Annotated in this window: 25 protein-coding genes and 2 pseudogenes; 9 read left to right on the top strand and 18 right to left on the bottom strand. The window is 48.8% G+C overall.

The features are described from left to right. Positions 1-2 precede the first annotated feature (2 nt). Positions 3-1,217, top strand: a complete 1,215-nt coding sequence (hisD, locus tag AF_RS01055) for a histidinol dehydrogenase (RefSeq protein ID WP_010877723.1) — start codon at positions 3-5, stop codon at positions 1,215-1,217. Here hisD and AF_RS01050 read toward each other — a convergent pair. Genes AF_RS01050 through AF_RS01040 form a run of 3 tightly spaced genes read right to left on the bottom strand, consistent with a single transcriptional unit; the run spans position 1,214 to position 5,340 of the window. After that, positions 1,214-2,386: a CBS domain-containing protein gene (locus tag AF_RS01050; protein ID WP_048064188.1), complete on the bottom strand. Its 1,173-nt coding sequence runs from the start codon at positions 2,384-2,386 to the stop codon at positions 1,214-1,216. The genes hisD and AF_RS01050 overlap by 4 nt on opposite strands. A gap of 15 nt (positions 2,387-2,401) precedes the next feature. Further along, positions 2,402-3,898, bottom strand: coding sequence for a DUF2070 family protein (locus tag AF_RS01045; RefSeq protein ID WP_010877721.1), 1,497 nt, complete (start codon positions 3,896-3,898; stop codon positions 2,402-2,404). Next, the gene (locus AF_RS01040; RefSeq protein WP_010877720.1) at positions 3,895-5,340 is read right to left on the bottom strand and encodes a menaquinone biosynthesis decarboxylase; all 1,446 of its coding nucleotides are present in this window, start codon (positions 5,338-5,340) and stop codon (positions 3,895-3,897) included. The genes AF_RS01045 and AF_RS01040 overlap by 4 nt, the downstream gene beginning before the upstream one ends. A gap of 241 nt (positions 5,341-5,581) precedes the next feature. Between AF_RS01040 and AF_RS12320 the strand changes: the two genes are divergently transcribed. Further along, positions 5,582-6,898 carry a sensor histidine kinase gene (locus AF_RS12320; protein ID WP_052270459.1) on the top strand — a complete coding sequence of 439 codons (1,317 nt, stop codon included), beginning with the start codon at positions 5,582-5,584 and terminating at the stop codon, positions 6,896-6,898. Between the two features lie 45 nt (positions 6,899-6,943). Here AF_RS12320 and AF_RS01030 read toward each other — a convergent pair whose 3' ends face one another. From AF_RS01030 to AF_RS12990, 15 genes and pseudogenes are all read right to left on the bottom strand, one after another. Then, positions 6,944-7,204, bottom strand: coding sequence for an RpoL/Rpb11 RNA polymerase subunit family protein (locus AF_RS01030; RefSeq protein ID WP_010877718.1), 261 nt, complete (start codon positions 7,202-7,204; stop codon positions 6,944-6,946). 1 nt (position 7,205) lies between these two features. Then, complete coding sequence (locus AF_RS01025; RefSeq protein ID WP_010877717.1) at positions 7,206-7,745, bottom strand: exosome complex RNA-binding protein Csl4; 540 nt, start codon at positions 7,743-7,745, stop codon at positions 7,206-7,208. Then, complete coding sequence (locus AF_RS01020; RefSeq protein ID WP_010877716.1) at positions 7,720-8,334, bottom strand: METTL5 family protein; 615 nt, start codon at positions 8,332-8,334, stop codon at positions 7,720-7,722. The genes AF_RS01025 and AF_RS01020 overlap by 26 nt, the downstream gene beginning before the upstream one ends. After that, positions 8,294-8,884, bottom strand: a complete 591-nt coding sequence (locus AF_RS01015; protein WP_010877715.1) for a DUF116 domain-containing protein — start codon at positions 8,882-8,884, stop codon at positions 8,294-8,296. The genes AF_RS01020 and AF_RS01015 overlap by 41 nt, the downstream gene beginning before the upstream one ends. Before the next feature lie 72 nt (positions 8,885-8,956). Then, positions 8,957-9,412, bottom strand: a complete 456-nt coding sequence (locus tag AF_RS01010; protein ID WP_052270458.1) for a Zn-ribbon domain-containing OB-fold protein — start codon at positions 9,410-9,412, stop codon at positions 8,957-8,959. Positions 9,413-9,416: 4 nt separating this feature from the next. Then, complete coding sequence (locus tag AF_RS01005; RefSeq protein WP_010877713.1) at positions 9,417-10,559, bottom strand: thiolase family protein; 1,143 nt, start codon at positions 10,557-10,559, stop codon at positions 9,417-9,419. Position 10,560: 1 nt separating this feature from the next. Continuing rightward, on the bottom strand, positions 10,561-11,628 hold the full coding sequence (locus AF_RS01000; RefSeq protein ID WP_048064187.1) for a thiolase C-terminal domain-containing protein: 1,068 nt from the start codon (positions 11,626-11,628) through the stop codon (positions 10,561-10,563). A 4-nt stretch (positions 11,629-11,632) separates the two neighbouring features. Next, positions 11,633-13,438 carry an AMP-dependent synthetase/ligase gene (locus AF_RS00995; protein ID WP_010877711.1) on the bottom strand — a complete coding sequence of 602 codons (1,806 nt, stop codon included), beginning with the start codon at positions 13,436-13,438 and terminating at the stop codon, positions 11,633-11,635. Positions 13,439-13,440: 2 nt separating this feature from the next. After that, positions 13,441-14,673, bottom strand: coding sequence for an acyl-CoA dehydrogenase family protein (locus tag AF_RS00990; protein WP_010877710.1), 1,233 nt, complete (start codon positions 14,671-14,673; stop codon positions 13,441-13,443). A 12-nt stretch (positions 14,674-14,685) separates the two neighbouring features. Next, complete coding sequence (locus AF_RS00985; RefSeq protein WP_048064186.1) at positions 14,686-15,129, bottom strand: MaoC/PaaZ C-terminal domain-containing protein; 444 nt, start codon at positions 15,127-15,129, stop codon at positions 14,686-14,688. Next, positions 15,126-17,114 (bottom strand): acetoacetate--CoA ligase, encoded by a 1,989-nt coding sequence (locus AF_RS00980; protein ID WP_010877708.1) that lies wholly within the window; start codon positions 17,112-17,114, stop codon positions 15,126-15,128. The genes AF_RS00985 and AF_RS00980 overlap by 4 nt, the downstream gene beginning before the upstream one ends. 86 nt (positions 17,115-17,200) lie before the next feature. Further along, positions 17,201-18,823 carry a long-chain-fatty-acid--CoA ligase gene (locus AF_RS00975; protein WP_010877707.1) on the bottom strand — a complete coding sequence of 541 codons (1,623 nt, stop codon included), beginning with the start codon at positions 18,821-18,823 and terminating at the stop codon, positions 17,201-17,203. Positions 18,824-18,954: 131 nt separating this feature from the next. Continuing rightward, positions 18,955-19,275 carry a hypothetical protein gene (locus AF_RS00970; RefSeq protein ID WP_010877706.1) on the bottom strand — a complete coding sequence of 107 codons (321 nt, stop codon included), beginning with the start codon at positions 19,273-19,275 and terminating at the stop codon, positions 18,955-18,957. 154 nt (positions 19,276-19,429) lie between these two features. Continuing rightward, positions 19,430-20,329: pseudogene (locus AF_RS00965) on the bottom strand (IS481-like element ISA0963-1 family transposase). Between the two features lie 336 nt (positions 20,330-20,665). Continuing rightward, on the bottom strand, positions 20,666-20,818 hold the full coding sequence (locus AF_RS12990) for a hypothetical protein (RefSeq protein ID WP_156029476.1): 153 nt from the start codon (positions 20,816-20,818) through the stop codon (positions 20,666-20,668). 208 nt (positions 20,819-21,026) lie between these two features. On the opposite strand from AF_RS12990, the pseudogene AF_RS13830 reads away from it, so the two are divergent. The 7 genes and pseudogenes from AF_RS13830 to AF_RS00920 all read left to right on the top strand — a co-directional run. Then, positions 21,027-21,484: pseudogene (locus tag AF_RS13830) on the top strand (HAD-IC family P-type ATPase); the annotation flags it as partial. A gap of 150 nt (positions 21,485-21,634) precedes the next feature. Beyond that, positions 21,635-22,174 carry a c-type cytochrome gene (locus AF_RS00945; RefSeq protein ID WP_048064183.1) on the top strand — a complete coding sequence of 180 codons (540 nt, stop codon included), beginning with the start codon at positions 21,635-21,637 and terminating at the stop codon, positions 22,172-22,174. 853 nt (positions 22,175-23,027) lie between these two features. Beyond that, positions 23,028-23,261: a sulfurtransferase TusA family protein gene (locus AF_RS00940; protein WP_010877700.1), complete on the top strand. Its 234-nt coding sequence runs from the start codon at positions 23,028-23,030 to the stop codon at positions 23,259-23,261. After that, positions 23,262-23,621, top strand: a complete 360-nt coding sequence (locus tag AF_RS00935; protein ID WP_010877699.1) for a DsrE family protein — start codon at positions 23,262-23,264, stop codon at positions 23,619-23,621. 10 nt (positions 23,622-23,631) lie between these two features. Beyond that, complete coding sequence (locus AF_RS00930) at positions 23,632-24,780, top strand: cysteine desulfurase family protein (protein WP_048064599.1); 1,149 nt, start codon at positions 23,632-23,634, stop codon at positions 24,778-24,780. Between the two features lie 5 nt (positions 24,781-24,785). Then, a complete protein-coding gene (gene nifU / locus AF_RS00925; RefSeq protein WP_010877697.1) occupies positions 24,786-25,247 on the top strand; it encodes a Fe-S cluster assembly scaffold protein NifU in 462 nt (153 codons plus the stop codon). 3 nt (positions 25,248-25,250) lie between these two features. Next, positions 25,251-25,589 carry a transcriptional regulator gene (locus AF_RS00920; RefSeq protein ID WP_010877696.1) on the top strand — a complete coding sequence of 113 codons (339 nt, stop codon included), beginning with the start codon at positions 25,251-25,253 and terminating at the stop codon, positions 25,587-25,589. Positions 25,590-25,761: the final 172 nt, after the last annotated feature.

The following is a 25,761-nucleotide window of genomic DNA, read 5'->3' as shown; positions in this document are numbered from 1 at the left end:
GCATGGAGGAAATTCTGAGGCTCAGAAGGAGTGTCAGCATTGACGATTACATTGAAAAGGTAAAGCCAATCGTTGAGGCCGTCAAAAGGGAGGGAGATAAAGCTGTAATCCGATTTACGAGGGATTTGGACGGAGTCGAGCTTGACAGCCTGAGAGTTACGGAGGATGAGTTTGAGAAGGCTTATGATGCGGTGGATGACGGCCTCATTGACGCTCTTGAAGTGGCGAAGGAGAACATCTACAGGTTCCACTACGTCACATCAGTTGAGAGGGATATGAAGGTTGAGTTCGAGGACTGCGTTATGGGGAAAATCTACACCCCCATAGAGAAGGTTGGCGCTTACATTCCAGGCGGGAGAGCAAGCTATCCATCAACGGCCTTAATGATAGGCGTTCCGGCAAAGATTGCGGGAGTTGAGAAACTGGTCGCCTGCACCCCTCCCAACAAGGATGGTAAAGTAAACCCACTAACCCTCGTTGCCCTCGATATTGCCGAATTTGATGAGGTTTACAAGGCAGGCGGAGCGCAGGCGATAGCGGCCATGGCATACGGAACCGAAACTGTTGAGAAGGTTTACAAGATTGTGGGGCCTGGAAACATCTACGTCACAGCGGCCAAGCTTCTTGTGGCAAAGGATGTGGCAATAGACATGCCTGCAGGCCCTTCGGAAATTCTCGTTATAGCGGACGAAACTGCTAATGCGGACTTCATAGCCTGCGACTGCCTCGCTCAGCTTGAGCACGACCCGATGGCAGTGGCTGTGGTTCTCACAACCTCCCGGAAAGTTGCCGACGAGGTGGAAAAAAAGGTCAAATCGGAAGGAGATTTCAGCAACTTCGCCGTTTTCGTTGTTGAGGACTTGGCGGAGGCCTTTGAAATTTCGAACGAATTTGCTCCGGAGCACCTCACGGTAGCGGTTAAAAATCCGGAGGAATGGCTCGGGAAAGTCAGAAATGCTGGCAGCGTTTTTCTCGGAAACTTCTCTCCCGTCGCAGCAGGAGACTACGCCTCTGGAACGAACCACGTTTTACCCACTGCAGGCTACGCCAAGATTTACGGCGGCCTGAGCGTTGAGAGCTTTCTGAAGCACTTCACCTTCCAGATGCTGAGCGAGGAGAGCATGAGGAGAATTGGAGGGGATGTAGTAAAAATTGCAGAAGCTGAAGGGTTGAGGTGGCATGCGGAGAGTGTGAGAAAAAGGTTGGAAAAAATTTAGTATTCGAGAACTTCTTCGTAGAACCTTTTTATCATTCTTTTGTCTTCCAGCAGCTCTTTCTCCTTCAGTATCTCTCTTTCGAGCTTCTTCAGCGCCACATGGACGGCGTACTCCACTCCCCAGCTCTCGCCACTGACCATGAAGTTACCCTTCTCGCTTGCGAGCTTCAGCCTGACGTGAATCAGAGGCAGATTGCGGAAATGCTCCTTGTGCCTCTTTATGTAGATAAACAAGAAGGACTCTCCGAGAAAGTCGGAAAACTTTCTCATCAGCTTCTCCACGTCCTCCAATATTGCTTCCCTATCGAACTCATCGAGTGTTATGTCTGCAGTCGAAATCTGAACGTTGAACTCCTTTCTCGACTCCTTCTTAAGGTAGTACTCCAGAATGTCCTTCTTTATTACAATGCCGTCGGGCAGGCCGTCTCTGGTAACAACAACGCTCGAAATTCTGTTCTCAACCATTAGGTCGATGACCTCTGCAACGCTGTCGTTCCTGCTAACCGAGACCACCGGAGAGCTCATTATGCTCTCCACCATGATCGATAGTGTCTTCTCCTTCTCTCCGCTCGAATCTCCCATCCTTGCTCTCTTTCTCGGGGAGATAACCCTGTCCACTACATCTTTGCCTGTGAGAATTCCAATTACCTTGTTGTTCTCATCCACAACCACAACCCTGTCAATTCCGTGAGTTCTCATCACCGAAAGCGCTTTAGCGGCGCTGTCGAACCTCCTTACTGTGATTACCTCTGGATTCATCACTTCTCTGACCTTCACGTCCTTAAACTCGTCCTTAAGGGCGCTTAGGAAGTCGTTAATGTAGATGACTCCAACCCTTTTATCGTCAATCTGGACTATAACGAAGGGTGTGGAGTCTTCAACAAACCTCCTCGCAACTTTGTAGGGGTCAAGCTCGTTCAAATCAATTTTTCCCGTTCTTACAAGAAGGGATTTAACCTTAGTTTCATGGGGGTTTTTCAAAACACTCCCCCTGATCAGGTCCTTTTCCCTAACAACACCGACTATTTTTCCGTCTTCCTCCACAAGTATCGCATTTGCCTTATCCCTGTCCAGCTTTTCAAGCATCGGAAACAGCTTCGAAACCGTCTCATTTGCGTTAATAACCTCGAAATCATCCCTGATTAACTCTTTTAACGTCTCTGCGTCCATAACGATCACCTCCTTTTAAGCAATGAATCTCAACATTGTGCTTAACAAATAGTTTGTGGCCGCGAACGCTAAAAAAGTTGCGATGAGCCCCTTTGCTCTTCTCTCAACAGCCACCTCGGCATCCCTCAAAAGCTTCTCCCCCATAACCTTGACTTTAACTCTCCGCTCACCGTAGCTGAAAACAGCATCTTTCAACTCAGCTTCCCTGCAGCAATTGGCCAGCTTCTCCGCAACTTCCCAGTCCCTTTCATCCTGACCCGCTGGCTTGTAGGCGAGCTTGGCTCTCATTCCGGTTTTGGCGTGGTTGTCCGTTGATGCAACAACCGCCGTGTAACCCATCTCGCCAAAAAGCTTTTCGACGTGTCTTCTGAACCTCAAATCGACGTTGTTGGCATCAAAAACAACAATCGCATACCTCTCCTCCCCGTAATCCAGCAGAACCGCAGCAGCGTAGCCGCACAGGCTGTCGGTTTCGGCATCAACGCGGACGAATGCCGATTTAGCGTTTGAGGGCTCAGAAGTTCTTTCCTCCGCTACCTTTACCAGCCTCGCTATCTCCCCCACCTCGCCTTCATCAGGGTCGTAGTTTTCCTCGTATGCGTTGTGGCAGTCAACAACGAAGCTCTCGGAGTTTATGATAAAATCGTCGATGTGCCTTTTTCCGCTGACAAAGACCATCCTCGTTTCTGCAAAGGGAAAGCAGTAGGCCTCAAAGTTCTCGCTCTCAACCTTAAAGGGTTTTTGAGGTGTGAGAGCCTTTTCAGAGCACCTGACCGCCGAAACGATTTTTTCCACCTCCTCCGCACTCACTGGATTCCTGGCGTGGGAAGTGGGAGAGTGGAGGTAAATACCACCATCGGAGAGCTTCTCCACAAGCATCGCTCCGCCAACGTTTCTGAAGGGGCCGGGGTGGAAGTCCGTCTGAACAAGCCTTGCTTCATTAACCGCCAAGCACCTCACTCTGCCTTCGAAATCATCTGCAGAGTCTTCAAGGAACTCCTCCATGAATTTGGGATTGGAGGTCAGCCAGAACAGGACGAACTTCTCGACGAAGTTTCTAATCCTGACAACCCCAACTTTGACGTCGAGAATTCTGATGTAAAGCAGAAAAAGGAGGGTTGAGATAAGAAGGCCTATCAGAGTCGAAATTTGGGGGCTGAGGGCAATATACGGCAGTGATGCGAGCGGGACTGATAGAGCCTTTCTTTCAGAGCAGAAGTAGTAAGTGATGAAAAGGACGAAGGCTGAAGCCGTTGCATTGCCCTTTAACACAACAGCCGGCGTGCTGAGGGTTGTTATGAAGATTGCGAGGAAGGAGATTCTCTTAAGGTCGAATTTCAGCTTTGCAACCTTCAAGGCTGCAAGTGAGACAGCGAAAACCAAAGCCCACAGATAGAGAAGGCTAGCATCCAGCAGGGAAAGCAGTAAAGCTGCAAAAAGAGAAGCTACAAGCATTATTTCCGCTCTCGGTATTGAGAAAAGCTTGTAGTATAAAGCTTCAACGCTCCTCATAAAACCATGTTCCTTATCTCGTTCCAGATTGCATCAACTTTCCTCTTTGTCTCTGCGTCCATCTCCACCACATCCGGCCACTCGCGCTCGTAGCCCTCATCCCTCCACTTCTTGGTCGCATCGATTCCGAGCTTCCCCGCCAGGTTTGGAATGTAGGCGGAGTGGTCGAGGGAGTCGGTGGGAGAGGGTGGAAGGATAACGACATCCCTTGCAGGGTCGAAGCGCGAGGTTACCGCCCAGACAACCTCCCTCATGTCGTGCACGTTGACATCATCATCCACCACAACCACAATCTTCGTGAGAGAGAGCATTCCTGTACCCCAGATTGCGTACATGACCTTTTTGGCCTGCCCCGGATATCTTTTCTTGATTGAAACGATTGCGAGGTTGTGAAATGCTCCCTCCACGGGAAGGTTGATGTCCACAATTTCAGGATGCATCATCCGGAGTATCGGGAGGAAAATTCTTTCCGTCGCCTTGCCGAGCCATGCGTCCTCCATCGGCGGCTTTCCAACGACGGTGGCGTGGTAGATTGGGTTCTCCCTGTGAGTGATGTGGGTTATGTGAAAAACAGGATAAGGTTCTGGTGGGGTGTAGTAGCCGGTGTGGTCTCCAAAGGGCCCTTCCACTCTCATCTCATCCACCCTCACGTATCCTTCAAGGATAATCTCCGCATTCGCTGGGACGAGCAGGTCAACTGTCTCGCATTCAGTCACCTTCAGCCTCTCCTTTCTTATAAAGCCGGCAAACATGAACTCGCTAATGCCCGAAGGCAGAGGGGCCGTTGCAGCGTAGAGGGTTGCAGGGTCAACTCCAATGGCAACGGCAACCTCAATCTTCCCCCCTCCCTTCTCAGCCATCTTCCTGAAGTGCTCCGCCCCGTGCTTGTGAATCTGCCAGTGCATTCCGGTTGTTTTTCCATCGAAAACCTGCATTCTGTACATTCCAGCGTTCATCTCCCCGGTTTCGGGGTCTTTAGTTATCACAACCGGAAAAGTTATGAACCTGCCCGCATCCTTCGGCCAGCACTTGAGAATTGGGAACTTATCCAGACTTTCAGCCACCACCTCCTTGCAGGGAGCTTTGCCTGTCTTTTTAGGGATGAACGACATGAAGTCCTTTAGCATCCCAACTCCCTTCAAAGCATCCATAAAAGAAGATGGTCTGAATTCCAGCGCGGAAAGTAATCTTTCCCCGATTTCCTCCAACCTTTCCACCTCGAGAGCGAGCTTCATCCTCCTCTCAGTTCCGAAGGCGTTCATAAAAACCGGGATGTCGTAACCCTTCGGCCTTTCGAAAAGCAGAGCCTTCCCTCCGGCCTTTACAGTTCTGTCAGCAACTTCACTCATTTCGAGAATCGGGCTGACTTCGTGCTTCACTCTCGCCAGTTCCCCCTTATCTTCAAGTCTGCCTATAAACTCCCTGAGGTCTTCGTAGGCCATCGCTCCTCCTCGCCCCAAGGTAAAAAAGTTTTATTGGTTTATACAAAGACATAAATTTTTTTGAAAAGAATTGGCAGTTAGGTTTATTAATTACCTCAACGTAATAACAATAATGAGTATCTACGCAGTTGGATTGCTGCTATCACTGTTTGAGCTTACTCTGTTCACCGTAAATTACTATTACGGTCTGCCCCCCTATGTATTTCTGCCAAGTATATACCTATTTAATATTATTTTGGTAATGGTTGCATTTATCGCTTCAGTCTACTTAGCAAGAGCATCCAAGAGCGAAAGGAGAACGCTCTTCTCCACCCTCGCATTTTTTTCGGGATTATTGCTGCTCTCGATTCTCAGCGTTGGTCAGATGGTTTGGGTGAGGAGCGACTTTCAACTGAAGGTTGAGCACTTTGAGTACTTTATACCGATATACCTTCTGGCAGAAACGCCGATTCTCGGATTCTTCCTCTGGAAGATTTTGAGGGAGATGAGGTATTTCGATGTAAAGCACTTTCTGCCCGCAATCCTCGCAATACCCATCCTTGTTTTTTCCAGTTATGAGCTGGTAGGTCTTGAGTACTCCAATCTGTCAACGTTTATACATCTGGAAACTCTGATATGCGACTCTGTGATAATTCTTTCTCTGTTAACGCTCACAGCTGCTTACTTCAAAACGGAGTCTGCGGCTTACTACAAATCCTTTCTGCTTTACTTCATACTGAAGTACATCAGCGATGTGGCCCTCCTGAGGTCTTTCAGGGGGTGGCTGGACTTCGACCTCTCTACAGCCATTTTCACATTCTCAAACATAGTGCTACTGACAGTTCTCTACAAATTCTACAGGACAGAAATCACGCTTCTCAGCTACTACGACCTCGACGCGGAGAGGAAGAAATATGCAGAACTCTACGCTCAAGTAAACGAGTTGCAGGAAATTCTCAAGCTGATAAACAGGATGCTGAGACACGATATTTTGAACAAGCTGCAGATCATATCGGGATACGTCGAGACGTACCGAATGACGAAAAGGGAGGAGCTTCTCGACAAGGTCATGAAAGCTGTTGAGGAAAGCAGCTCCTACATAGACAAGATAAGGGAGCTCGAAAAAATTGTTCTCACGATGAGCGAGAAGCTGAAGCCCATCAACATGCGAGAGGTTGCAGAGGAGGTGGCAAAGTCTTTCAATATCGAGATAAACATAAAGGGAAGCTGTGTTGCAATGGCGGACGGTGCAATATACTCCGTCCTTGAAAATCTCATTTCAAACGCAATCAAGCACGGAAGGACGAACAGGGTGGACATAATCCTCAGTGAGTTTGAGGATGACTGCGAGATTAGGGTTGTGGACTACGGAGTAGGAATCCCCTTGGAAATCAGGAGGCAGATTTTCAAGGAGAGCTTCAAGTACGGTGAGACTGGCGGGACGGGACTGGGGCTTTACATCGTCAAGAGGGTCGTGGAGAGGTATGGGGGTAAAGTGTGGGTTGAAGATACAAAGCCCCACGGAGCGACCTTTGTGATAAGGTTAAAAGCTGCGAGGGTAAAGCTGAGTGAGCGATGATGAAAGGGCCCCTCTGAACGGTGATGAGGGTTTTGAGTTCTGAGCTCAGAGCTGCTCTAAAAGTGTGTTGCAAGCTGCTATAATCTTCTCATTGGCTCTTTTAACCGCCTCAAGCGGGTCAACGCCACTCGTCTTTATGTAAATCTCGGGTTCTCCGATGAGAGGGTGGGGGATGTTGTATCTGGCAACAATTACGTCCTCATCCTCAACCAGATAGTGCTGGAGAAGGTTGAGGTACGTGTGCCCCTCCCCTTTAATCACGAGCCTTACGTAGTCTTCTCCGATGTCGATAATCTTTACCTCCATACTACCACTCTCCCTTGCCGTAATCTGTCGAGATTTTTCTCTTCTCAACCCTCCCGCACTCCGGGCATTTAAGGATGTCGCCCTCTCTGACCATCTCCGTCTTGCAGTTGCTGCACAAAGCCCTCAAAACGCCCATCTCCTCCTCCTTCGTTGATAGCCTGAGGTTGTCCCCGATAACCCTTGCCTTCAGAATGTCGAGGTAGCCCACAGCTTCCGAAATTTCCTTTACGTATCCCTCATCGACATTGGAGACGTGCAGAATTCCTATTCCCCTGTTGCTCGGACCCCTATTCTCTCCCTTTTTGCTTGAAACTTCGATCAGAGCGATTGAGTTTCTGAGGTCCACAACTCTGCCGAGGACAACATCTCCCTTAACTATCTCCGGGATCGGAGAGATGCTCTCCACCTTTGCAACTCTGTCCTTGATGATGAGCTTTCCCGCAACGGCGGCAAAAAGCTCTCCTCCCTCCTCGTAAACTCCCTCCCCTTTAACGTATTCCTCCGCAGAACCTATCCTATCTCCCGGCATTACGAATCTCATGTTTCTCAATCCTAAACACCTCTACGGGTATATACTTAAATGCTTTTTCGTGGAAAGAGTAGGTCCTCTTAAGGGGGATGGAGAAGTTCCACTGGTACGTAACTTTAAAGCCATGCTCTTCCGAAAGCTTTCGAACGAAATTTGAGCTTCCTGCGGAGTGAACGGTGTAAATTACCTTCGAAATCTCAAAGGCTTTGAGCAAAAAAGGTCTGTCCGCGTGCTTTCTCTGTATGCCGAAAGGAGGGTTCATCACAGTTGTAACTTTCCTCTTGCACCGGAATTTCGATACCTCGCTCCTCACGAAGTCTGCCTCAACCCCAAGCTCTGCTGCGTTATCTCTCGCTATTTTCAATGCCTCAACATCCAGATCAACTCCAACTGAGTAGTGGCCAAGCAGTGAGCAAGCTATTGCCAGAATTCCCGTACCGCACCCCAAATCGATGATTAGGTCGAGGTCACCGTTAAGTTCCGCTGTGGTTGCTATGAAGGCAGCAAGCGAAGGTGGGGTGACGTATTGCTCAAGCTCTATTTTCGGATTCTGAAAACCCTTAATTTTTTCCAGCACTATTTCCAGCTTTTTCTTCTTCATGCTCTATACCAGCTTTTAAAAAAGCCTTGACCTCTTCGACATCTACCTCCGTGTCCACACATCCTGTTTTCCGAAGGGGGACGCACTGGTGTGGAATGTCCTTCAGCGTAAGCCTCTCACTGGCCTCGCAAAGCTCAGGAAGACAAGCAACGCCGAGACACGCAAAGGAACCCATATCCAGACTTTTTAGGATTCTGTAAATCATGCTTCCCCCGGGAACTATGTAGGCGTGCTTATACCCAAGCTCTTCCGCAGTCTCTACAATTTCGGCTATATCGCAGCCCCCGCACTTCTTGCAAATGTATCCTTTCTCAGTTAGCTCTGCCTGGCAGCTCTTCGAGTTTCTGAGGCACTGGGGCAGGAATATCAGCCTTTTTTCCACAGGAAGCTCCGCCCAGTCTTTCCTGTAGGCTCTGTTCTTTACGAGAATGTAAATGTAGTCCGCAAGCCCTTCGTCCTCCCCGAGAATTTTCAGGGCAGCCTTTATGGCGTTTTTCGAGCTTAAGTCTGCTCCAGCGGAGACAAGCTTCGATATGATCCTGTCTATCATTCGTTAGGAATTATTTGTTGAGGATTTAAACTTTGCTTTGCGCTGATATCGTTTCATGCAAAAAATGAAAGTTTATTTCACTGGTTCAAAGTACTGGATGTCCGTTATCTTCCCCTCCCTCTCCTCCTTCCACACTGCTTTAACCCTCGTTCCCGGTTTGAATGTCTCGTGGATTTTCCTCCAGTCTGACAAGTCAACACCGCCAAGAAAGCAGAGCATTCCCGTATCTGCCCCATCGAGCCTGACAACACCAATGGCGTAAGGCGGGTCAGGTAAGCCAGTAAACTTCATGTAGGTTACTGTCAGTGTTTCAACCACGCCTTCATCGCTCACCTCAACCCATTCTTTGGTTTCAACATGGCACCTCTCGCAGAAGGCTCTGGGGGGAACGAGAACTCTCCCGCACCTATCACATCTCACTCCAAAAATCTTCCCCTCCTTCAGCCCCTGAAAGAACTTCGTGGCGTGCAAGCCAGCAGAATGCTTGAAGGGAATCTTCCACCAAACCTCAAACTCCATCACATCCATAAAATCACCTCCTTGAAGAAAGCAAAGCGAGGGTGTGGAACTGCAAAGTCCCACCCCATGCGTGTGCAAGTGCAACTTCAGCACCATCAACCTGATTTTTCGCCTCGTTCATCACCTGCAGGGCAGCTTCACCAAACCTCACAAGGCCAGTAGCTCCAATGGGATTTGTGCACAGCACCCCTCCTGAGGGGTTGGTGGGAAAATCGCCATCCACAAAGGTTACACCCTCCCTCGCAAAGTTCTTCCCCTCTCCCTTCTTGGCAAAGCCCAGAGCCTCCAGCTCCAGAATCTCCTGAATGGTAAAGGGAGAGTATAGCTCGGCAACATCTATCTCATCTGGCTCAATTCCAGCAGCCTTGAAAAGCCTTCTGCCAGCTATTGCCAATGAATCCCACTCGGCAAAGCTCGGCCTGTCACCGAGGTAGTAGCTGTCGCTGATTGTTGTCTCCGCAACAACCCAAGCTGGATTGTCCCTTATCTTCCTCGCCACATCTTCAGAAGCGAAGATGACGGCAGCAGCACCATCGCTCCTCGGACAGCACTCCAGCAGCTTGAGGGGAGAGCAGACAACCCTGCTTTTGAGAACACCCTCGACGCTCACATCCATCTTAATGTGGGCGTAGGGATTCTTGAGGGCATTTTTGTGATCCTTGACGCTCACCCACGCCAAGTCCTCTTCAGTTGCGCCATACTTTGCCATATATGCTGTGGCCTGAAAGGAGGCTACGTGAATGGCTCCCAGACCTGAGTGTCTCTCGTAAATGGGGTCGACTGCTGTGTTGAGAACGGGCTGCGCATCAACGCACTCCCCTACCCTCTGCACGCAGACGGCCATTACCAAATCAAAAAGCCCGCTGGCAACGTGCTCGTATGCCGCCAAGGCTGTGGTCATTCCCGTTGTGCCACCAGTGGAAATCTTCATTATCGGCTTTTCGAGGCCCGCTGCAGTAGCATCCCACCTCTCAGGGCAGTAGATACCGTCGAAGGGGTCCATACAGCCGTAAGCTACTGCCTCGACATCCTTCATCTCCAGTCCAGCATGGTCGAGGGCGGCATTTATTGCCTCGAAGGCAAGCTCCGGATGGGTTTTATCCTTCCTCTTTGTCCTGAAGGGAGTTTGACCGAATCCAACAACCGCAACTCTCATTTTATCCCTCCAAAATCGCAACGCAAGACTTCTGGGCGTAGCCGCTCATCGATTGAGCCATCCCACACTCGATCTCTCCCTTCCTGATTCTCTCAACGATGCTGGCGAGCAGGAAGGCTCCAGTCGAGCCGTAGGCGTTGGTGCATAGCGCTCCTCCTGAGAAATTGACATCTCCATTGAACTCCCAACCTCTGCCCGTCTCAGCAAACCCAAGAGCCTCAAGAATCATGCAGTAATAATCAGCGGTCAAATCGGAAATCTCTAAGGCTTCCACGTCTTTTCTCTCCTTTCCTGACATTTTGAAGGCCATTTCCGCACTTTTTGCAACAAAAGGAAGGTCATGCAGGGATCTGTCGAAGTAGTAATTTTCAGCGCTCCACCCAAGACCGCTAACCCACACTGGACTGTCGGAAAGCCTTCTCGCAACCGTTTCCTCAGCAAGAATGAATGCAACGCATCCATCACACCACTCAGCCATTTCAAGCCTTCTCAGCGGTGATGAAACGACTTCAGAGCTCAGAACATCCTCAACGCTTACTTTCTCCCTTATGTAGGCTCTTGGATTCTTCGCCCCCTTCTCCCTCATCCTTACCACAACCTCGGCTATCTTTTCCTCCTTCACGCCATACCTCTCCCTGTAAGCGTAGCTCTGCATGGCGAAGAAGACTGGCAGGGAGAGGTTGAAAGGGCGGTGGAAGAAGGGGTCGAGGCTTTGCAGCTCAACCAGCTCAATGGGCGTTTCTGAGCTGTGCCCGAAGGCGAGAAGCATCGTAATCTCTGAGCCGCTCTTCACCTTCATGAAGGCCAGTGGAAGGGCGAAGAGAGCATCATCGCTCACCCTTATCTCATGCCTCAAATACGCACCAGCAGCAGGGGCTGTGTACATGTTCGAAATTGTTCTCCCAACCCCGAGGTTGTCGTAACCACCAAGAATGAAGCTGTCCACCTCACCCCTCTCAATTCCGGCATCCTCAAGAGCCCTTTTCGCAGCTAAAAAGGCCACGTTGTAAAAGGGCTCCTCGTGAATCCGAAACTCACTAAAACCCACACCAACAATTCCAATCCTCAAATAATCACCTCTTATACATCTCCTCAATAAATTTCTCATACCTCTTCAGAATGACGTGCCTCCTCTTCTTCAAAGTTGGAGTTATCTCCCCCTTCTCAAGGCTGAAAGCCTCAGGCAAAATTTTGAACTTCTTGATTGTCTCGTGCTTTGCCAGCCTGCTGTTGACATCATCAACAATTTTTGCGTAAAGCTCCTTAACTGCATTATTCTCCACAAGGTTTTCATCAACAGCCACAATCTCCTCCTCTCCAGAAATGCTCCTCTGAACAATCGTTCTACTCCTGTCATACTCAATTCCGTTTTTATCGGCAAACTCAAGGAGCATGCTGAAATTCGGGACTATGAGGGTAGTTACGTAGGGCTTTCCGTCACCAATGATAACCGCATCACTCACAAGCGGATTTTTGAGCAATTCCTCCTCTATAGGGACAGGAGAAACGTTTTTACCCGTGTCAAGGACAATTATGTGCTTCTTCCTCCCGAGAAAGACGAGGTAGCCATCCTCGTCGAACTCTCCAAGGTCACCTGTCTTCAGCCATCCATCCTCGGTGAAGGTTTTTCTCGTCTCAGCTTCCTTTCTCCAGTAGCCCTTCATCACGTTGTCTCCCCTGACGAGAATCTCTCCATCCTCAGCTATCGCCTCCTCGATGCCGGGAATTGGCGGGCCAACTGTGCCGGGTTTGAACCTTCCGACAGGATTGAGGTTGGATGGTGCTGCAGTCTCTGTCATTCCGTAGCCCTCAATTACGGGAATTCCCATGCCATTGAACATGTAGGCCAGCTCCTTCTGTAGTTCTGCGGCAGAGGAGCAGACAAACCTGATTCTTGTGAGGCCGAGGTTCTCCCGAATTTTGCTGAAAACAAGCCTGTCTGCGATTATTCTCTTTATATTCAGCCAGAAGCCGTATTTCTCCCCTCTGCTCATTCTCTTTCCACACTCAATGGCAACTCCTCTCGACCAGTAGAAAATCTTCTTTGCCAAAGCTGGTGACTTCTCAACTTTCTCGACAATTCCCGCATTCACCCTCTCAAGAATTCTCGGCACAACTATTAGTCCAACAGGCTTCACTGCTGTTGACGTTTCGAGGAACTGCTGGGGACTGCAGAAAACTGCTGTTGCTGCCCTCGAAATTCCAGCAAAGAAAACAAGCCTCTGGTAAACGTGGCTCAATGGCAGATAGCAGATGTGGGGCTCTCCGGGATAGAAGGGCGTGATGGACATCACAGAGTGGCAGTTGAACCTCCAGTTCCAGTGCGTGAGCATCGCCCCCTTTGGCTCTCCTGTGGTGCCAGAGGTGTAAACAATGCTTGCAAGGTCGTCAGGCTCAACGCTCTTCCATCTGCTTTCGAATTCATCATCAGAAACCTCACCGACAAGCTTTTCCAGCTCCTCCAGAAAGTAAACCTCAAAGTCCTCAGGAACGTTTTCAGCATACTTCTTTTCCGTGAAAACAACTCTGCTCTCCGAGTCTCTCAGGATGTATTCAACCTGCTCTCTGTTAAGAACGCTGTGGACTGTAACAACCACTCCCCCAGCAGTTAGAACTGCAAAGTCGGCAATCTCCCATTCATAGCGTGTGTCGGCGTAAATCGCAACCCTGTCTCCCTTCCGCAGGCCGGAAGAAATTAAAAACTTTGATAGCTTCCTCACCCTCTCCCAGAACTCCTCGTAGGTGAGATATTTCAGCTTTCCATCGTCCCAGTAGCCAATGGCCGACACTCTTGGATGACTCTGAACGGTGTTCCAGAGCATCTTGTTGAGCGATTCCTTTCGCTCAATTTTCAGCTCTGGGTCTTTGACAACCTTCATGGCTAAACTCTGTAGCTCCTCGGCATTCCGAGGATGTGTTCAGCTATGTAGTTCAGAGCCATCTGCTGTGTTATCGGTGCAAGGCGGAGAAGGTTGACCTCCCTCCACCACCTCTCAACATCGTACTCCTTGGCGTAGCCGTAGCCGCCGAAGGTCTGCATTGCCCAGTAAACTGCTTTCAGCGCGTTCTCAACAGCCACAGCCTTAGCCATGTTTGCAGCATCTCCTATCTCCCTGAAAACAGCGGCCATCTCCACCCTCTTCTTCGGGTCTTTGACATCTTCAGCGGCAAATTTGGTATCGTAGAGCCATGCAGCCTTGTACATCATGAGCCTTGCACATTCTAAGGCAGCATAGGCCTCAGCTAAGGGGAACTGCAGACCCTGATAGCTGCCAATCGGATCAGCAAAAACCTTGCGCTGCTTTGAATACTCAACTGCCTTGCTTATCGCTAACTTAGCCCCTCCAATTGCTCCTGCAGCGGCGCTCATCCTCTCAGGATTGAGGACATCAAGCAGCAGATACCAGCCCAGATCTTTCTCGCCGAGAATCGCATTGCTTTCAACTCTCAGGTTGTTTATGCTCACCTCACAGGTTTTCGAGAAGTTTATGGCGTGCTTTGGTATTGGATTCCACTTAACCGCCTCGTTGGGCAGGTCAACGAGGAAAAGTGTAATACCGAGGGTTCTTCTTGGGGCTTTCTCAGGAGGTGTTGTTCTTGCCACAAGAAGCATCCCCTTCGCCCTGTCAACCCCGCTTATGAAAATCTTGTTCCCGTTAATGACATACTCCTCTCCATCTTTTTCTGCAAAAGTCTTGATTCTCAGCGTGTTTGTGCCCGCATCTGGCTCGGTTAAGGCCATGCAGAACTCCATCTCCCCCTTGGCGATTTTGGGCAGGTACTTCTCCTTCTGCTCCTCTGTGCCGTATCTTACTATGGGCAAAGCCCCGAAAACTTCAGTCAGCACAAAATACCACACTCCTCCAGCACCGCAGCCATTGGCTGAAAGCTCTTCCATGGCAATAAGAAGCTCAGTCATCCCGTAGCCGCCACCGCCGTACTCCTCTGGAATCACGATGCCCATGAAGCCCGCATCGCATACAGCCTTGAAAAACTCCTCCGCAAACTCACCATTCTCCTCCTTCTCCCTCCAGTATTCAGGCGGGAAGTCCTTTGCAATGTCTCTTGCTGCATTGGCAATCATCCTCTGTTCCTCGTTGAATTCAAAGTGCATTTTCTCACCTCCTCAGCCTTTCTTCTTCACCGCAACCCTCAGAATGCAGTTCAGCACCACATCGCCTGTCTGCTTAACCACACTCGCTTCTATCTTCACAACACCAAACTGCCCCCTGTCCTGCTTCTCCACAACCTTTGCTCTCGCCTTAATCGTGTCTCCAATGAAAACGGGATTGGTAAAGCGGAGCCTGTCAACGCCGTAAAAGGCAACAACGGTCTCCTCCAGAAATCCAAGCCTCATCAGCAAACCGGTCATGATGGAAAATGTGAGTGTTCCGTGGGCGATGCGCTGGCCAAAAATTGTTGTTTTCGCATATTCTGCATCAACGTGTATGGGATTCCAGTCTCCTGTGAGGGCAGCGAACATCACTATGTCCGCTTCCGTTACTGTTCTCCCAACAGTTTCAAGCTCCATTCCTTCCTGAAAGTCTTCAAAGTAAAGGCTCTGCATCATTCTCCCTCCAGCTGCTCCACGTAGGGCTTTGCAGCCTCAACGACCTTGAAAACGGCATCAGGATTCATTATGCTGTCAAGGTTCACTGCCTTCTCCACTTCCCAGCCGAGCAGAATCTTCTTTATCGGCACCTCCAGCTTCTTGTAGTTCAAAGTCATTGGAATGTCGGGCACTGGAATAATGTAGTCCGCAACGAAGTAGGCTCCGAGATTCTCTTTCAAGGCTCTGTTTATCTTCTCCTTAAGCTCCTCGTTGACCTCAATTCCATGTGCTGGAACCACGAAGAGGAAAATCTTGCCCTTGACCTCAACAACGAGGCTGCTGATAATTTCGTTCATACTCTCGACAACCTTGTAGAAGTCCAGAGTTCCCATTCTAACTCCCTTTCTCTTGATTGTTGAATCAGAGCGGCCGAAGATTATTGCCGTTCCTCTGTCTGTAATCATCAGCCAGTCCCCGTGCCACCAGACGTTGGGGAACATGCTGAAGTAGCTCTCTTTATACCAGCTGAAGTCCTTGTCATTCCAGAAGTAGAGGGGCATTGAGGGCATCGGGAGCTCGATGACAAGCTCTCCCACTTCATTGATTACAGGCTTGCCTTCAATGTTGTAAGCCTCAACTTTCGTCCCCAGCCACCTGCACTGAAGCTCTCCACTCCAGACGGGGAGAATTGGGCAGCCTCCAACAAAGCCCGTCATCACATCCGTCCCGCCGCTTGCAGAGTTCAGCCATACGTCCTCCTTAACATTCCTGTAAACCCACTCAAAGCCCTCAGGCGATAGCGGGGCGGCGGTGGAGCCAACCATTCTCAAGCTGCTCAAATCGTACTGCGAGCCGGGCTGCAGGCCGAATTTCATGCAGCCGTGGAGGAAGGGAGCACTCGTTCCGAAGATGTTCAGCTTCTCCTTCTCGCATATCTGCCACAGCGGCTGGAGGAAGTTGTAAAGCGGGCTGCCATCGTAGAAGACAATGGTAGCTCCAGCGAGGAGACCGCTAACAACAGTGTTCCACATCATCCATGAGGGCGGGGAGTACCACAGGAAGCGGTCGCCCTCCTTGAAGTCCATGTGGAAGGAGCCCTTGAAGATCTCGACCGTTATCCCCCCATGCCCGTGAACAATGGGCTTCGGAATTCCTGTTGTTCCTGAGGTGTAAAGAACCCATAGTGGATGGTCAAAGGGCAGAGGCTCGAAGGTGAGCTTCTCCTTTCTATCAACCGTCTCTTCCCAATAGTGGAGTGGGATGCTAAGCTTCAGGTCGTGGGACTCGTAGAGGTTGGGAATCAAGACAACCCTCTCAAGGCTCGGGATGCCGCTGACAACGGTCTTAATGTCCTCCAGCTTGTTGAACTCCTTCCCGTTGTAGAAGTGGCCATCAGATGCGATCAGAACCTTTGGCTCAAGCTGCTTGAACCTGTCAATAACAGCCCTTGGCGCAACCTCACCACCAACGGCCGCCCAGATTGCACCAATGCTCGCCGTTGCCAGCAATGCAATAACCGCTTCAGGAACCTGACTGCAGTAGGCAACAACCCTGTCTCCCTTCTTTACACCCATATCTTTAAGCCAAGCAGCAAAGGCTGCAGTCTGCCTCTCCAGCTCGCTCCATGTTAAAGCCCTCCTCAAACCGTCCTCTCTAACGTAAACAACCGCTTCTCCCTCACCAGCCTTCAAAAAGGCATGCTCCGCATAGTTCAGCGTTGCCCCCTCAAACCACTTTGCTCCCGGCATCTTCCTTTCATCGAGAACAGTCTTGTAATCGCTGTAGCTCTTAATCTCAAAGAACTCCCACACGCTCTCCCAGAAGTCCTCAAGGTTCTCCACAGACCACTTCCAGAGGTTCTTGTAGTTCTCAACGTTCTCCCTCGCATTCTCTGAAACCACAAAATCGAGACCCTTGTTTGAAGAAAGCCACTCAACAAACTCGGCCAGATTGGAGTTTTTGATAAACTCCGAATCCGGCTCCCACAAAATTTTCGGCTCCATAGTTCACCTCCAATTTATAACATTTAATGAGCAAATTTAAATTCATTATCATCTTAAAAAATTGAATTATGCTCAAAGTGTGAGCATCAGGGGAGTACGAGGTCCTTGTACTTCTCCCTTATCGCCCTCTTGTTTATCTTGCCCACAGTGGTTCTCGGCATCTCATCCACAATGAAAACCCTGTCAGGCAGCCACCACTTCGCCATCTTTCCCGTCTCAACGAAGTTCTTCATCAGGAAGTCTATTATCTCCTTCTCTGTCACGCTCATCCCGGGCTTTGGCACAACGACGGCTATGGGCCTCTCACTCCACTTCTCGCTCCTCGCAGCAACTACTGCAGCCTCGCTGACAGCAGGATGCTCCAGAATGTATCCCTCAAGCCTTACGGAGCTTATCCACTCGCCTCCACTCTTTATGACGTCCTTAGCCCTGTCGAGAATCAGGATGTAGCCCTCCTCATCCCACACTCCCAAATCGCCGGTGTGGAACCATCCTTCCTCATCCCAAGATTCAGCAGTCTTCTCCGGATTCTTCCAGTATCCCTCCGTCAGGCCGGGACTTCTGATGAGAATCTCACCCATCGTCTGGAAGTCCCTCGGCACCTCTTTGCCCTCATCGTCAACAATCCTGACCTCAACGAAGGGAGCGGGCAAGCCTGCCTTGTTGAGATACTCCACCTGCCTCTCCCAGTCCCAGTCCAGCATGTGGTCCTTTAGAACGGCAAAGGTAAACCCCACTCCTTCAGACATGCCAAAAGCTTCAATCATCTTTATGCCCAGCTGCTTAGCTCTCTCAAAAAGCACTCTCTGCGGGTGCTCACCATCGCACACAAACTTGAACTTGGACAGAGCATCCTTGTACTTCTCAGCCTCTGGATGCTCAATGAGCATTTTAAGGAACACCGGCACCCCGCCTGCAAAGGTAACGCCCTCATTCTTTATCAAATCCAGCATTACCTGAGGCTCATATCTTCCCGGCAGAACCTGCTTCATTCCAAGCATTGTTGCCAGATACGGGAAAGTCCAGCCCATTCCGTGGAAGAAGGGCGGGATGTGCATTATGGTGTCTGCAGAGCTCATCCTCGCTGGGGATTCATTGGCTGAAAGGGCAAGGCCGTTGATTATGCACTGCATCACCACCTGCCTGTGGGAGAAGTGGACAGCCTTAGGCAATCCTGTGGTGCCTGAGGTGAAGTAAACCACCGCCGTTTCATGCTCGTCAAGCTCAGGAAAATCGTAGCTCGAACCCTCCTTAACAAGATCCTCCCAGATGTAAACCGGCTTGAGGCTTGTCTCGACTTTGTCCACATCATCGCCCGTCACTATCCAGCCCTTCACTGATGGCACATGGGGAGCGAGCTTCTCGGCCAAGGGCAGAAACTCGTCCCTGATAACAACAAAGTCGTCCTCGACGTAGCGCATCGTGTAAACTATCTCTTCTGGAGCCAGTCTTAGGTTTACGCAGTGCAGAATGCTGCCCATCATTGGAATGGCGAACATCCCTTCCAGATACTGGTGCGTGTTCCAGTCTATGAAGGCAATCTTCGCTCCCCTAGCCCCAATATTTTCAAGGGAGCTGGCAACTCTCTGCAACCTTTCGTAGAATCTCCTGTAGGTGTATCTGTTGATGTCCCTGTAGACTATCTCCTTGTTCGGAAAGGCGTGCAGGGGGAAAAAGAGGGTCTTCTTTATGGTCAGGTTGTACCTCATACCACCACCCCTTTTTTATTGAATAATAATTTCGTATGAGTATTCATAAATACTTTATCATCATAAATAAACAAATCGTGCTCATTTCGTCAGTTGTTGTTCGGGGGAAAACGGTAACTTCCTGTTTTCCCTCAAACAATCCTGAGGGTCTTGTCTACGAATTTTTCAACAAGTTTGGCGTGCTTTTCTTCATCATTTAAGAGTGCTTTTAACTTCTCGACTTCCTCACCAAGAAGATTACCAAATTTGTATATCATCTGCTCGTATAAAGACCTTACACTCACTTCAAGCTTGTATATCTCGTTAAAAAACCTCCTGTCCTTGAACTCGAATTCCGCAGACTTTTTCTCAATTTCAATTCCGAGGTTATTTGCGATTTCTTCAATCGTGGCCTTATGCCTTTCAGAGTCAGCAATGAGCTGAAAGAGAACTTTTTTCTGAGTCTCGTCCATAACCTCAAGAAAAGCTTTGAAATTAGCCTCGTTTTTCAAATCCTGCCTCGATTCTGTAGGCTTTCTCAAGCATTCCCTTTAAGACTGCCTTTGAATCCATGAAAACTTTAACTTTTTGTCAAAATAAGTTTTTCTGTGATATCCCGAAATAATTTCACTCCTCAAACAACCACCTCCCGTACTCAAACACCCTTTCAGCAGGTAGCTTCCTCAGAAAAGCTTGGTAAGGAGTCTCCAGTTCATCAAAATTCAGGCTCATGTGAGGCTTAACGTAATTGTACCAATAAATGAACTCATCCAAAGAATCAAACAGATGGAGCTTCTGCTCCATCAGCCCAAAGAACCTCTCTATCTTCCCATTCGTTTGTGGATGGTTCACTCTCGCAAGAATGTGCCTTACTCCATTCTCGGCCAAAAACTCTCTGAATCTGTGCCTAGCCTTCTCTCTGCTTTTCGCTGCAACAAATTGGGTACCATGGTCTGTGAGGATTTCATCCGGAATGCCATACTCAGCGAATCCTTTCTTGAACACCTTGATTGTGTTCTCAGTAGTAGCAGAGTCAAATACTCCATAGCAGGTGATGAAGCGGGAAGCATCGTCCATGAAGGCTATAATCCATTTCTCTCCAAGCTTTTTCCAGTCTCCCTGCCATAAAGACATTGAATGAGTCCTTTCATAGCGAACCCACTTCCTCCTTTTCTTCTTGTTCATGTTCTCCTCCACCAAACCGTGTTTGAGTAAAACTTTGTATATGGTGTTGTGGGGGATGTGGATTCTGTAATTTCTTTCTATCAGCTTTTAAAGAGGTACTGGACTTACCCTGTATTTTTTGTAGGCTTGCAGGATGATTTGCTCTGTTTTCTCGTCAATTGGTTTGGGCTTTCTTCCTGCTTGTTTTAGTTCTGGGATCTGGCCAGTTTCCTCGTATTGCTTTTTAAGCTGGTAGATTCTTCTTGGTGTAACTCTCATCACAGCAGCTATTTCCTTTACTGGTGTTCCCTTTTCGAGCTGTTTGATGATCCACTTGATCTTTTTGTTCGTTAGTTTTCTCACAAGAGTTGGGTTTAGGGTTGTGAAATAATTTTGGGATACTACACAAAATAAGTTTTTCTTTCATCTTTGAAAGCTTAGTGATAAATTGTCATGATAAGATGTAGCTTTGCTACATCCATATACCATTATACCATTTCGATTTCTCATTTGAATGTGTCCACATAACACAAAAACCACCTCGATCGATTGTAGTAAAGCATAAACAGCTTACAGAACAGATTCCAGAAATTGTGGCAGCGACCCTCATAAGAATGAGCTCATTCCACTCCACACCTATCGCAGCATAGACGTAGTAATGCTTCCTGTTCGCCTTAACCACTGTCTCATCCATCGCTATCAGATTCCTTTTTTCTCCGCTGAGATGGGCAATTTTTCCTCAAACTTCTTTATCCAGCGATGTACTGATGATTTAGAAACAGGATGCAACTCTGAAAGGATTTTAGCAGTTCTTCTCACAGATGATGTCTGGATGTAGGTTGCAATTCCCAAAACTTTAATTTCGAGTCGTTCCTCTCAAAGATTTAAGCTCCTTAAAAATATCCTTTACTGATTGCATATTTTGGTGTCAATTGGCGAAAGATTTTTAAACATTTGATATTAGTGAACACATGTATGAGCTATGCTCTGTATAGCTCTGTTAACGTTGGCTGTCTGTTCGGTGGATTCCCTACTGCTACACCGGATGCGGGTGGAAAAACTGCTACTGGGCGGAGATAGCAGGGGGATTGCCGAAAGCATCGCATCAGAGCTGGGCATCGAATACTTCGCAGAACTGCTGCCGGAAGACAAGGTGAGGGTTATAGAGGAGATTAAGGCTAAGGAGAAAGCTTTGCTTTTGTTGGAGATGGCATCAACGATGCCCCAGTTATAGCGGGGGCTGATGTGGGCATCTCCATGGGGGCGATGAGAAGTGCAGCCATCGAGGTGGTGGATGTCGTGATCATGGACGACAGGCCGTCGAAGGTTGCCAGAGCAATTAGGCTGGCAAAGAGGACACAGAAGGTAGTATGGGAGAACATAGTCCTCGCCTTAGCTGTAAAAGGATTCTTCATAAGCCTCGGCGCAATGGGGATGGCGACGATGTGGGAGGCTGTGTTTGCGGATGTCGGGGTTACGCTGATTGCCGTTATGAACTCGATGAGGTTGCTGAGGTAGAGGTTGTGGTATAGAGAGCTGAACTTTTCAAAACCACTCGATCTAAGCATTAGTCTAGCAACAAAAGATTCCAAACTTTTTATTCTAAGTTTCCTTAATATCGTTGGAACCGAGTAAAAAAATTTTTAAAATTTTATGCTGATAAATACCATGGAAAAGTCCGAAATTGTTGTTGCGATAATTGCAGTCGTGGTTGTGGCGTTCTTCCTGCTGAACTTCTTAACCCCCTACGGCTACATGCCTATGATGGGCTACGGTGGCTACCCAATGGGTGGCTACAACCCGATGATGGGCTACAGTGATGAGCGCTACTACCCACCGGGCTGCTGTCAGGGTCCTGCTGAGTTCAGTTCAAATGGAGAAAAAATTTACTTCACGGGAATTAACGAGAAGGGAGAGAGAATCCCCTTTACAGGTGGTCCTCAATGGCTGGTGATGCATGGGGGAAGCTGCGTGAACTGCCATGGCAGGGATGGAAGGGGAGGGCTTGTGCCGATGATGTGCAATGAAAAGGCTCCAGACATAAGATACTCCGCCTTAACTGAAGAGGAGATGAGTGACGAGGAGATCAGAATTGCAATCACAAAGGGGGAGCATGATAACGAAACCCTCGACTGGTGCATGCCAAGGTGGCAGATGAGCGATGAGGACTTGAACGATATCATAGCCTATCTGAAGGAACTCGGCTGATGATACCGCTTCTCGTAAGATTTGTAACGCTGAGGAATTTGCATCCAATTCTTACCCATTTCACAAACGGCATAACACCGGCATCTTTCGCCTTAGCCTTAGTTGCCAGGTCAGACAGATTTATGAGCTACATTCCAGAAAGCTTGTGCACGGAGCGCGAATGCTGCTTTGCTTAAAAAATTTGAGAAAAGAGAGGTATGATATGTAACTGTGCCCACTCACCAGTGCCACATCATCCGGGCAGTGCCAGTGGTACGTTACGTAGTAGCCTTGCTGCACTGGCTGCTGTGGCGTGTTGTTGTAATCATAGCCATATCTGTACCCGTATTTCACCACCCATTCCGTAACCTCCGCCCATGCCATTTCCGCCCATCATGGGTATGTAACCGTATCCTCCGTACCTCATCATTCCCCATGGTATTGCCGTCGCAACATAGAGCCCTGCCCAGCCACCAGCACCAGCACTATGCTAATCTTCTTCCAATCCATTTCACCTCATAACTGCTTTAACCTGAAAGGCAATAGGTCTTGCCCGTTAAAACGTCTGAAATTGAAGCTGCCAGATGGTTCAGAACGTTTCATAAGCTGACGATACGTTTCATCTCCAAAATCAATCGTTTTATCTGCAACTATTGTCTTAAATACGCTTCCCAGAAGAAGGTATTGTCCTAAAATCTGAAATCCTACTTTATCAACATTTTCATCCAGCCTGCCGAGTTACCTGGATTTATTAAAGGGCTTGCTTTGGTGATCATCCTCTCGTGGCAGGTAATTATTTTTCATTTTGACTCCCTATGTGGAAACTATTTTTTTTCCCGAAACTTTTAAATAGTTACCTTAACAATGTTAAGTTATGAAACAGGTTGACTGTATCGGCCTCTACTGCCCCGAACCCGTATTCAGGGCGAGGAAGGCAATGGAAGAGTCAGAGGTTGGGGAAATTATAGAAATTCTTGCAGACGACCCTGCTGCAGAATCGGACATCCCAGTTTTGGTTAAAAAGCTCGGTCAGGAGCTTGTCGAGTTTGAAAAGCTTGAGGATGGGGTTTTGAGGTTTGTTGTAAAAATTGTAAAGGAGGTGAGGTAGATGGCGAAGCTGCTTTACGTTCAGACGAGCGGTATCGACACTCCCGAAAGGCTCTACGCTCCCTTCGTCCTCGCAATGACCGCCAAGGCCATGGGAGATGATGCAATCATTTACTTTGTTATCAAGGGTGTAACAGTTGTTAAAAAGGATAATGCTGAGAAAATTAAGATGGGAAACTTTCCGCCGCTGAGTGAGTTAATGAAACAGGCAAGGGAAAGCGGGGTTGAGATGATGGTTTGCGACAGAAGCTCCGAACTCCTTGGGATTGATAAGGGAGAGATTGTTGATGGTGTCAAGATTGTAGGTGCTGCAACGCTCAACCAGCTCGTTCTTGAGGCGGATGGTGTGCTCTATTTCTGAGGTGGTGGAAATGCCCTACTTTGACTACGCCTCCACAAAGCCTGTGGATGAGAGGGTTGTTGAAGCAATGCTTCCCTACATGACCGAGCACTTCGGAAATCCTTCCTCAGTCCACTCCTACGGCTTTAAAGCAAGAGAGGTGATTGAGGAGGCAAGGGGGAAGATTTCGGAGCTGATAAATGGTGGTGGCGGGGACATCGTTTTCACCTCAGGTGCCACGGAGTCCAACAACCTCGCTCTCATTGGATATGCGATGAGAAACGCCAGAAAGGGTAAGCACGTTCTCGTTTCATCAATTGAGCACATGTCCGTCATAAATCCGGCAAAGTATCTTCAGAAGCAGGGATTTGAGGTTGAATTCATCCCAGTGGACAAATACGGCACCGTCGACCTTGAATTTATTGAGGAGAAAATCAGGGAAGACACGATTCTTGTTTCTGTTCAGCATGCAAACAACGAAATTGGAACGATTCAGCCCATAAAGGAGATTTCAGAAATAATTAACGGTAGAGCAGCTCTGCACGTTGATGCTACAGCCTCTCTCGGGCAAATTGAGGTGGATGTTGAGAAGATCGGTGCTGATATGCTGACTATTTCAAGCAACGACATTTACGGCCCCAAAGGAGTGGGGGCGCTTTGGGTAAGGCAGGGAGTGAGGTTGCAGCCGATAATTCTCGGAGGTGGGCAGGAAAAAGGGCTCAGGAGTGGTAGTGAAAACGTTCCTGCGATAGTTGGATTTGGTAAAGCCGCTGAAATCACCGCAAAGGAGTGGGGAGAGGAGGCTGGGAGGCTCAGAAGGTTGAGAGATAGGATAATCGATAACGTTCTGAAAATTGAGGAAAGCTACCTAAACGGCCATCCTGAAAAAAGGCTGCCCAACAATGTAAACGTGAGATTCAGCTACATTGAGGGAGAGTCAATCGTTTTGAGCCTTGACATGGCGGGAATTCAGGCTTCAACCGGCTCGGCGTGCAGCTCAAAAACCTTGCAGCCAAGCCATGTTCTCATGGCGTGTGGGCTGAAGCATGAGGAGGCGCACGGCACTCTGCTTTTGACGCTGGGCAGATACAACACTGACGAAGATGTTGACAGGCTGCTTGAGGTGCTGCCGGGCGTGATTGAGAGGCTGAGGAGCATGTCTCCTCTCTACAGGAGGTGAGGGCTATGTATAGTGATAAGGTTTTCGACCACTTCCAGAATCCGAGGAATGTTGGAAAAATTGAGGATGCTGATGGTGTAGGAACTGTCGGCAATCCAGTTTGCGGGGATTTGATGACCATTTACATTAAAGTGAAGGACAACAGAATTGAGGATATCAAGTTCCAGACCTTTGGCTGCGCTGCTGCCATTGCAACCAGCAGCATGGCCACTGAGATGGCGAAGGGGAAAACTATAGAGGAAGCTCTGAAAATTACAAGAGATGCTGTTGCCGAAGCCCTTGGCGGTTTGCCGAAGCAGAAAATGCACTGCTCCAACTTGGCCGCAGATGCGCTGAGGAGGGCAATAGTTGACTACTTTAGAAAAAATGGAAAAATTGATAAGATAAAAGAGTTAGGTCTGGAAAAGGAACTTGAGAAGATGGAGAAGGGTGAGATGGACGACCACGGAGAGTATTGTGAGGCTTGAGCCATGAAACCGCACTGCGTGATGATGGTGAAATACGTACTCCCCGCCCTGAGGGCGAAGGTTGCGCTTGAGCTAATAGATAGAGGTTACAGGGTAAAGGATGTTGCAGATTTGCTCGGGTTGACACAGGCAGCAGTTTCGCAGTACCTCAAGAGCAAAAGGGGACAGAGGGGGCTGGACATCATAAAGAAATCCGATGGGGCGAAGAGAATTGTAAGAGAGCTCGTGGATGACCTCGTAGCAGGAAGAATTACCATCGAAGACGAGGTGGATTACCTCTGCAGAGTTTGCGAGATTCTCAGAGAGGAGGGGCTCATCGAGGAAGAGATGTATTCCGTTTGAGCTGGACAAGAGTACGGCAAAGCATCGCTGTGATGTCTGCGGTAAAATCGCAAGGGACCCGATTGTTGTCAAAACCTGCTGCGTTGACCACCCTGTAACCTTCTGCAGCAGAGGCTGCTACCAGAAGTGGAAGGCGGGGTGGATGAGAAGGCAGGAGCAGTTGAAGAGCGGA

The organism is Archaeoglobus fulgidus DSM 4304 (assembly GCF_000008665.1).
In the GTDB taxonomy this organism is placed as follows: domain Archaea; phylum Halobacteriota; class Archaeoglobi; order Archaeoglobales; family Archaeoglobaceae; genus Archaeoglobus; species Archaeoglobus fulgidus.
The sequence above is the reverse complement of the archived record's forward strand: the minus strand, read 5'-3'. Positions and strand labels throughout refer to the sequence as shown.